This is a genomic window from Inquilinus sp. (assembly GCF_057815775.1).
In genome coordinates this window covers 1-8,883 of sequence record NZ_JBYRFX010000635.1, presented here as the reverse complement: position 1 = coordinate 8,883, position 8,883 = coordinate 1, and the positions used below count along the sequence as shown (strand labels likewise).

Genomic DNA, 8,883 nt, shown 5'->3' with positions numbered 1-8,883 from the left:
GAGCAGCCATCTTGCCGTTCCTTCGCCCATCGGGAGACAGCCAGCTTCACCGCCATGCCTGCTCGCCGCGAAGCTGAGGCCAGATTCGGCAGCCAGGCGACCGAAGCCGCCTCCACCTTCACATCGCCGCCCGTCGGGCCTCGATCGCGTCCCACAGGATCGCCTCGATCTTCACCCCGTCGAGGCGGTTGATCTCGTGGATGCCGGTCGGCGAGGTCACGTTGATCTCGGTCAGATAGTCGCCGATCACGTCGATGCCGACGAAGATCTGGCCGGTGGCGCGCAGGTCCGGGCCGATGCGGGCGCAGATCTCGCGCTCGCGGTCGGTCAGCTCGGTCTTCTGCGCCCGGCCGCCGACATGCAGGTTGGCCCGCGCCTCACCCTCCGACGGCACGCGGCTGACGGCGCCGACCGGCTCGCCCTCGACCAGGATGATGCGCTTGTCGCCCTGCCGGATCTCGGGCAGGTAGCGCTGGATCATGATCGGCTCGCGGTACATCCGCTCATAGACCTCGAGCAGCGACACCAGGTTCTCGTCGTCCGGGCGGATGCGGAACACGCCGGCGCCGCCATTGCCGTACAGCGGCTTGACGATGATGTCGCCATGCTCGCGCCGGAAGGCCCGGATCTCGTCGCGGTCGGAGGTGATCAGCGTCGGCGGCATCAGGTCCGGGTAATGCGTGACCAGCAGCTTTTCCGGCGCGTTGCGCACCTCGCGCGGATCGTTCACCACCAGCACGCGGTCGGCGACATGCTCCAGCAGATGAGTCGCGGTGATGTAGCCCATGTCGAAGGGCGGGTCCTGGCGCATCAGGATGACGTCGACGGTGCCGAGATCGACCGTCTCCCATTCGCCGAAAGCGAAATGGTTGCCGCGCACCGCCTGGACCGTCAGCGGCCGGGCCTTCGCCGTCAGCCGGCCGTCGCGCAGGCTGAGCGCCCGCGGCAGGTAGTGCCACAGCCCGTGGCCGCGCGCCTGCGCCTCCAGCGCCATGGCGAAGGTCGAATCGCCTGTGATGTCGATGGTCTCGATCGGGTCCATCTGGATGGCGACGGCAAGGGACATGGCAGCCTCAGTTCAGGCTTGTGCGGAAGGATTGCAGCAGGATGGCGGCCTCGTGCCGCTGCGTCTCGGGCTCGCCCGGGGCGGAGACGTAGCGGTCGAGCGCGTCGATCGCGGCGTTCATGTTGCCGAGCCGGGCGTAGAGGATGCCGGCCTCGCGCAGCAGCGGCGCGTGCTGTGGCGCGAAGTGGCGCATGCCCTCGATCACGGCCAGCGCCTTGGCGAAGTCGCCGGCGCGGATGTGCCGGACCTTCAGGTTGTTCTGCAGCCGCAGCAGGATGTCGCGGTCCGACACCGGCTCGTAATGGTCCGGCGCCAGTTCGGCCCCGGCGTCAAGCACGGCCTTCAAGAGGTCGCGCAGCTCGCCCGGCCCGCGGCTCATGCCGGCATGGAACGGGTCGAGGATGGTGCGGGTGCCGGCGGCGTCGAGCCGGACCAGGAAATGGCTGGGGAAGTTCAAGCCCACCATGGTCCAGCCCTGGGCCCGGGCGACATGGAGATAGAGGATGCCGAGCGTGACCGGCAGGCCCTTCCGCCGGTCGATCACCCGCATCAGGTTCGCGTTCTGCAGGTCGTCATAGCTGTCGATGTCGCCGACATAGCCCCAGCGCTTGGCCAGCACCGCCGCCATCGCCTCGGCCGGCGTCATCTCCTCGACCGCCTTGGCCACGTCGGACACCAGCTGGGCCAGGTGCCGGCGATACCAGTCGAAGCCGACCCCGCGCGGCCGGTCGAGCGCCGCCAGCGCAAGCGCTGCCTCGGCGAGGTCGATGGCGTCGTCCGGCTGGGCGCCAGCACGGTCGAGAAGCGACTGGATCGTCGGGTCCATGATGCTGACTTAACCCGATCCCGCGACGGATGCCACTACCGATCGATCACGATCGATCATCGATCGATCTGCCACGCATCGGCAATGTGGACGGGCCAGCGCCAGGGCCGGATCACCACCAGATCGAAGCGCAGATCGTGACCCTGCGCATAGCGCGGCTGCTGCGCCAGGAACAGAGACGCCGCCCGCTGCAGGCGCTGCCGCTGGCGCGGCTGCAACGCCAGCAGTCCGGCGGCCAGGTCGGGCCGGGCCTTGACCTCGACGAAGGCGACGACCCTGCCCCGTTTGGCGACGATGTCGATCTCGCCCAGCGGCGTCTTCAGCCGCCGCGCCAGGATGCGCCAGCCCTTGGCGCGCAGCAGCCACGCCGCCACGCCCTCCGCCGCCTGGCCGAAGGCCTCGGCCCGGCGCCGGGCCGGATCCCGGGTGCGGTCAGTCCTCATCCGCCGTGAGGTCCAGCGCCAGGCGATAGACCTCGCGCTTCGGTTCCCCCGTCGCCGCCGTCACCGCCTCGACCGCGTCGCGCAGGCTCATGCTGGCCAGCGCCTTGCGCAAATGGCCGGCCAGGTCCGCCTCGGTCGGCCGCGCATCGGCGCCGGGCGGGCCGATCACGATGACGATCTCGCCCTTCGGCGGCCCGGCCTCGGCGTAATGCGCCGCCAGTTCCGGCAACGGCCCGCGCCGGACCTCCTCGAACAGCTTGGTCAGCTCCCGCGTCACCGCCGCCTCGCGGTCGCCCAGCACCGCGGCGAGGTCGACCAGGCACTCCGGCAGGCGGTGCGGCGCCTCGAACAGGATCAGCGTCGCCTTGATCGGCACCAGCTCGGCCAGGAAGGTCCGGCGCGCCGCGGATTTCGGCGGCGGGAAGCCCGCGAACAGGAACCGGTCGGACGGCAGGCCCGACAGCAGCAGCCCGACCAGCGGCGCCGAGGCGCCGGGCAGGCAGGTCACCATCAGCCCTTCGTCGCGCGCCGCGCGGGCCAGCTTGTAGCCGGGGTCGGAGATCAGCGGCATGCCGGCATCGGACACCAGCACCACCGCTTGGCCCTCGCCGATTCGGCGCAACAGCTGCGGCCGCATCTCCGCGGCATTGTGCTCGTGATAGGCGATCAGCTTGGTGGGGATGCCGTAAATCGACATCAACCGTCCCGTGGTCCGCGTGTCCTCGCAGGCGATCACATCGGCGCTGCGGAGCAAATCGAGGGCCCGGAGCGTTATGTCGCCGGCATTGCCGATGGGCACCGCGGTCAGGTACAGGCCCGGTGCCGGTTTACTCGGCGGCGCCGCGTCGGTAGGGTCGGCAGCATTCGGCCGTCGCTGCCCGGCGCCGGAGAAGTGTCGAGAGTGAGGGGGCGTCCGTGACAATACTGGCGACAGTCGGAGAAAGGTCCATGGGACAGGGCCGAGCGAGGCTGAAGCGCCTCATCCGGGTGGCGGGCGCCGCCACGATGGCCGCGGCGCTTGCCGCCTGCGCCCAGACCGTACAGAGGCCGGCCCCGGTCGCGCAAGCGCCGAGCTACACCGCGCCGACCCAGCCGACCCGCCCGAATGACGGCATCCTGCGCGTCGGCGTGCTGCTGCCGCTGACCGGCGGCTTCGGCGAGGTCGGCAAGGCGATGCAGAACGCGGCCCAGATGGCCGTGTTCGACACCGGCACCCAGGTCCAGCTGCTGCCCCGCGACACCGGCGACAGCGCCGCCAGCGCCGCCGCCGCCGCCCAGGCGGTGATCGCCCAGGGCGCCAACATCATCATCGGCCCGGTGCAGAGCCCGCTGGTCGCCGCCGTGGCGCAGCAGGCCCGCAGCGCCGGCATCAACGTCGTAGCGTTCAGCACCGACGCCAACCAGGCCGGCGGCAACGTCTTCCTGCTGAACTTCCTGCCGCAGGCCTCGGTCGACCGCGTCGTCGGCTACGGCGTCAATCACGGCCTGCGCCGTTATGCCCTGGTCGGCACCAGCAACCCCTATGGCCAGCTGATCGCCAAGGCCCTGGCCGACGCCACCGCCAAATACGGTGCCGAGGCGCCGGTGATCGACCTGACCGATCCGAAGGCGTCCGATGTGAGCTCGGTGACGCAGCGGCTGCAATCCACCCCGGTGGATGCCGTGCTGCTGACCGACACCGGCAGCCGTCTGAACAGCGTCGCCCCTGTTATCACCGCGTCGGGCAGCACCGCCAAGCTGCTGGGCACCGGCCGCTTCGACGACAGCACGGTCAGCCGCGAGCCGGCCCTGGCCGGCGCCTGGTATGCCGCGCCGGACCCGTCGCGCCGCGCGGATTTCGAAGCCCATTACACCCAGCAGTTCGGCGCGCCGCCGCCGCGGCTGGCGACGCTGGCCTATGACGCCATCGCGCTGACCGCTGCCCTGGCGAATCAGCCTGCCTCCGGCAGCAGCCCCTTCACATCGGTGGCGCTGCAGGACCCCAACGGCTTCGTCGGCATCGACGGCATCTTCCGCTTTGCCCCGAGCGGGCTGGTCGAACGCGGCCTGGCCGTGCTGGAGGCCCAGCCGGGCGGCCCGACGGTGGTCGATGCGGCACCGGACAGCTTCTCCGGCGCCGCATTTTAGGCTACGAACGGTATCACCGACGCCGACGGCGTCGTGATGCCGGGAGATGCCGATGACGATCGTTCAGCCGCACCGGCCGAACGAGCAGCCGGGCGGGGGTGACAATCCTCCGCACCCTCCCGTTGAAATCGAACTGAAGCTGTCCGCAGCGCCGGAGGATCTCGACCGGCTGCGCCGGGCCGAGCTGCTGGGGCGGATTTCGGCCGGGCCGGGCACGACGCGGTCGCTGACCTCGTTCTACTACGACACGCCCGACACCGCCCTGCTGCGGCGCGGCCTGACGCTGCGCGTGCGCCGCATCGGCCAGCGCTTCGTCCAGACCCTGAAGACCGAGCGCCAGGGCGACGGCCTGGCCCGCGGCGAGTGGGAGGTGGCGCTGCCGGCGATGAGCCCGGCGGTCGACGCCTTCACCGACCCAGCGGCACAGGCCCTGCTGGACGGCATTCCGGCGGCGGCGCTGTCGCATATCTTCACATCGCGCATCCAGCGCGAGATCCGGATCCTGTCCCTGCCGGACGCCGTGGTCGAATGCGCCTTCGACATCGGCACGATCGAGACCCGCGACGCCAGCGACCCGGTGGCGGAGATCGAGCTGGAGCTGAAGGACGGCCGGCCGGCGGCGCTGTACCGCCTGGGCCTGAGCCTGCTGGACGAGATCCCGCTGCGGGTCAGCGACGTCACCAAGGCGGAGCGGGGCTACCGGCTGGTGGCCCGCCGTCCGCCCGGCGTGGTCTATGACCCGAAGACGCCGCTGACCACCCGGATGACGGTGGATGAGGCGATCGCCGCCATCCTGGCCCGCTGCCTCAGGCATTGGACCGCCAACGAGGCGGCGGCGGAAGACGGCGGCGACCCCGGCGGCGTGCACCAGATGCGGGTGGCGCTGCGCCGGCTGCGGTCGGCCCTGGGCCTGTTCCGCAAGGCCGTCCCCTCGCCCACCCTCGACTGGCTGCGCGACGAATCGAAGTGGCTGGCCAGTGCGCTGGGGCCGGCGCGCGACTGGGATGTCTTCATCGGCGCCACCATCGAATCGCTCGATTCGCTGCGGCCGGACGACCCCGGTGTCGCCGCGCTGCGCGTGGCCGCGGTGCGGCAGCGGGAGGCCGCCTACGCCGCCGTTCGCGGCGCCCTGGCCGATCCGCGCTGCACCCGGCTGCACCTGACCCTCGGCGAATGGCTGGAGCGGCGCGGCTGGCGCGACCATGCCTCGACCGCAACGCTCACGGCGCTGGTCGAGCCGATCGACGGACTGGCCGGGCGGCTGATCGCCCGGGCGCACCGCAAGGTGCTGCAGCAGGGCCGGCATATGGCGCAGCTGGAGCCCGCACAGCGGCATGAGGTGCGGATCGCGCTGAAGAAGCTGCGCTATGCCATCGACTTCTTCCGGCCGCTGTATCCGGAGAAGCGCGCCAAGCCTTATGCGGCGCAGCTGTCCAAGCTGCAGGACGCCTTCGGCCATCTCAACGACGTCGCCACGGCGGAAGGGCTGCTGTCACGCCTGACCGATGATTCCGCCGACATGGCGCTGCACCGGGCGTCCGGCCTGGTGCTGGGCTGGCATGCCCGCGGCGGCGAGGCGACCGAGCCGCAGCTGCTGGCGCAATGGGAAGCCTTCCGCGCCATCAAGCCGTTCTGGACCGACACCAAACATTGAGGATGCCGGCATGATTTCGGTGCTCGTCGCCAACACCAAGGGCGGCTGTGGCAAGACCACGATCGCGACGACGCTGGCCTCGGCCTTCGCCGGCCAAGGCCACTTCACCGTCCTGGCCGATGTCGACCGGCAGCATTCCAGCCTGGACTGGACCAAGCGCCGGCCGGACAGTGCCGCGGCGCTGGCCGGGATCGACTGGGCGAAGGAAGAGTTCATCGTGCCGAAGGACGCCCAGCGACTGGTGATCGACGCGCCGGCCGCCCTGAAGATGAAGCAGGTCGAAGCCCTGGTGCGGATGGCCGACGTGATCGTGCTGCCGGTGCTGCCCTCCGCCTTCGACGAAGGTGCCACGCGGAAGTTCCTGGTGCGGCTGGAGGAGCTGAAGCCGATCCGCAAGAGCCGGGCCGCCGTCGCCATCATCGGCAACCGGATGCGGTCGCGCACCCGGGCCGCCGCCCAGCTGGACGCCTTTCTCGGCGGGCTGGGCCACACGGTGGTGTCGCGCATCCGCGACAGCACCGCCTACACCGAGGCGGCGGCCGAGGGCCTGAGCGTGTTCGATCTGCGGGGGCGCCGCGCCGAAGAGTTGCGGGATGACTGGGCACCGCTGCTGCGCCACATCGAGACGGTTGGCGACGCCGCCTGATCCGTCATCCGGCGGGCGCGGGCCGTGATGGGGCCAGGCCGTTCCGGCCTTACACTGTCATCGCAACTAAGACACCGTCATCGCGACCCCCCAAAGGGCGTGGCGCTCCAGAAATAGAGCCGCTGGATCGCCACGCCCCTTCGGGGCTCGCGATGACGGTTCAATAATCGACCATCAGTATATGACTCCGGCGGCAGCAAGACCTGCCGGCCGGACAGACAGAAATCTCAATGCCGTGCGTGGTGGTCGCGCAGCACATCCGCGATAAACGTGTTGGCGAGATCCGACGACGCTTCCGGATGGCGCCGGCGGAAGGCATCCAGGGCGGCGTCGCAGGCCGTCCATTCATCGGCGCCGGCGGCACGACGGGTCTCGTAGGCGGTGATGACGATGTCGCTGGTCGAAGGGATTACCTGACTCACGGAACCTCTCCCTACTGAAATGTCGATACCTGGGTCGGCGAAGAATTCGGCGGGTGAAGCTGTCAACACTGCACTGCACAAAATGTTCCCTGTCCAGCCGAATCTGGGGGAGCGGGCATGGCCGGTACAATGCTGAAATCAGGACGATTTTGATTAAAGCGCTATCGTCCGGTCGAGGGAGCAAATATCCGAAAGGATAGGGGCGGCCTCATGGCAACATCATGTCGTTTTACTATGATTTTATGCGCCACCCCCGGGCGATCAGTGCGACAGCACAGGCCCAGAGCATCGCTCCGCTCAATAGCAAAATCGCCAGGCTGCGACCGATCGTCTCCACGCCCACGCCATCGAAAGCGATGCGGGCGGCGTCGATCGCGTAATAGATCGGGTTCAGGGTCACCAGCACGGCGAGCGGCCCGGGCAGCAGGCCCACCGGGGCGAAGACGCCGGACAGGAAGGTGACCGGGATCAGCAGGAAGCCGAAGAAGGCGGCCGCCTGGTCCCATTTCTGCGCCCACAGCCCGACCAGGGTCCCGGCCGCGGCCAGCAGGAATGCGCCGAGCACCAGCACGATGCCGAGCAGCAGCGGATCGGCGATCGAGACATCGGCCGCCAGCAACAGGGCGGCGAGGCAGGGCAGCCCGGTGACGATGCCGGTGGCGGTGCCGGCCAGGGCGTAGGCGGCCGCGATCTCCCAGGCCGCGAGCGGCGGCATCAGGATGTCGCCGAGCAGCCGCTCCACCTTCAGGAAGGTCAGGCTGTAGACCGTGGTCTCGGCCGCGCGCAGCACCACGACATAGACCACCAGCCCCGGCGCCAGGAACGGCAGCAGCCCGCCCGGGCCGGCCCAGCCGACCGGGTCCGGCCCTGCGGCCAGCGCGAACACCGCGACATAGACCAGGGTCGAGAAGGTCGGCGCGACGATGGTTTCCGGCCAGTCCTTGAGATAGGCCCGGAATTCGCGCCGGAACAGGGTGGCGAGGCCGAGCCAGTGCACCGGGCCGTAATGCCGGATCGGGCGGGCGGCACCGGCCGGGCGCGCCATGGCCGTCAGGCCTTCAGCTTGTAGCCGGTGGCGAGCATGCGCAGCAGCAGCGCCGCCAGCGCCGCGTTGACCCCCAGCAGCACCAGGATGCCGGTGGCCAGCGTGCCGTCGCTGACGCCGATGAAGCCGTAGCGGAACCCGTCGATCATGTAGAAGAACGGGTTGAGATGGGCGACGAAGTGCCAGGATTCCGGCAGCCGGTCGAGCGAGTAGAAGGTGCCGGACAGGAAGGACAGCGGCGTGACCACGAAGTTGGTCACCGCGGCGATGTGGTCGAACTTCTCCTACCAGATGCCGCCGATGGCGCCGAGCAGCGCCAGCAGCATCGACGCCGCGATGGCGTGGAACAGGACGTAGCCGGGGTGGATCGGGTCGATCGGCACGAAGATCCGGATCGCCACCCAGGTCACCGTCCCGACCAGCAGGCCGCGGACGATGCCGCCGAGGACATAGCCGACGGCGAGTTCGGCCGGCGCCAGCGGCGGCATCAGCACGTCGACGATGTTGCCCTGGATCTTGGCGATCATCAGCGAGGAGGAGGTGTTGGCGAAGGCGTTCTGCGCCATCGCCATCATGATCAGCCCGGGCGCCAGGAACTGCAGGAACGGCACCCCCGCCGCCTGCCGCGTCACCCCGCCGAGGGCGAGGGCGAAG

9 protein-coding genes and 1 pseudogene are annotated in these 8,883 nt (G+C 69.8%); 3 read left to right on the top strand and 7 right to left on the bottom strand.

Annotated elements, in window-relative coordinates:
- Positions 1-118 precede the first annotated feature (118 nt).
- Genes gshB through rsmI form a run of 4 tightly spaced genes read right to left on the bottom strand, consistent with a single transcriptional unit; the run spans position 119 to position 3,257 of the window.
- Complete coding sequence (gene gshB, locus AC3XYG_RS22050) at positions 119-1,066, bottom strand: glutathione synthase (RefSeq protein WP_489142014.1); 948 nt, start codon at positions 1,064-1,066, stop codon at positions 119-121.
- Between the two features lie 7 nt (positions 1,067-1,073).
- Positions 1,074-1,892, bottom strand: coding sequence for a SirB1 family protein (locus AC3XYG_RS22045; protein WP_489142013.1), 819 nt, complete (start codon positions 1,890-1,892; stop codon positions 1,074-1,076).
- Positions 1,893-1,948: 56 nt separating this feature from the next.
- On the bottom strand, positions 1,949-2,335 hold the full coding sequence (locus AC3XYG_RS22040) for a YraN family protein (RefSeq protein WP_489142012.1): 387 nt from the start codon (positions 2,333-2,335) through the stop codon (positions 1,949-1,951).
- Complete coding sequence (gene rsmI / locus AC3XYG_RS22035) at positions 2,325-3,257, bottom strand: 16S rRNA (cytidine(1402)-2'-O)-methyltransferase (RefSeq protein WP_489142011.1); 933 nt, start codon at positions 3,255-3,257, stop codon at positions 2,325-2,327. The genes AC3XYG_RS22040 and rsmI overlap by 11 nt, the downstream gene beginning before the upstream one ends.
- 26 nt (positions 3,258-3,283) lie before the next feature.
- On the opposite strand from rsmI, the gene AC3XYG_RS22030 reads away from it, so the two are divergent.
- From AC3XYG_RS22030 to AC3XYG_RS22020, 3 genes are read left to right on the top strand one after another with little or no spacing between them, the layout of a single operon-like run.
- Complete coding sequence (locus AC3XYG_RS22030) at positions 3,284-4,462, top strand: penicillin-binding protein activator (protein WP_489142010.1); 1,179 nt, start codon at positions 3,284-3,286, stop codon at positions 4,460-4,462.
- Positions 4,463-4,514: 52 nt separating this feature from the next.
- On the top strand, positions 4,515-6,116 hold the full coding sequence (locus AC3XYG_RS22025) for a CYTH and CHAD domain-containing protein (protein WP_489142009.1): 1,602 nt from the start codon (positions 4,515-4,517) through the stop codon (positions 6,114-6,116).
- 10 nt (positions 6,117-6,126) lie between these two features.
- Positions 6,127-6,762, top strand: a complete 636-nt coding sequence (locus AC3XYG_RS22020) for a nucleotide-binding protein (protein ID WP_489142008.1) — start codon at positions 6,127-6,129, stop codon at positions 6,760-6,762.
- Positions 6,763-6,989: 227 nt separating this feature from the next.
- Here AC3XYG_RS22020 and AC3XYG_RS22015 read toward each other — a convergent pair whose 3' ends face one another.
- The 3 genes and pseudogenes from AC3XYG_RS22015 to AC3XYG_RS22005 form a co-directional block, all read right to left on the bottom strand.
- Positions 6,990-7,184 carry a hypothetical protein gene (locus AC3XYG_RS22015; RefSeq protein ID WP_489142007.1) on the bottom strand — a complete coding sequence of 65 codons (195 nt, stop codon included), beginning with the start codon at positions 7,182-7,184 and terminating at the stop codon, positions 6,990-6,992.
- A gap of 232 nt (positions 7,185-7,416) precedes the next feature.
- A complete protein-coding gene (locus tag AC3XYG_RS22010) occupies positions 7,417-8,229 on the bottom strand; it encodes an ABC transporter permease (protein ID WP_489142006.1) in 813 nt (270 codons plus the stop codon).
- A gap of 5 nt (positions 8,230-8,234) precedes the next feature.
- Positions 8,235-8,883: pseudogene (locus tag AC3XYG_RS22005) on the bottom strand (ABC transporter permease); the annotation flags it as partial.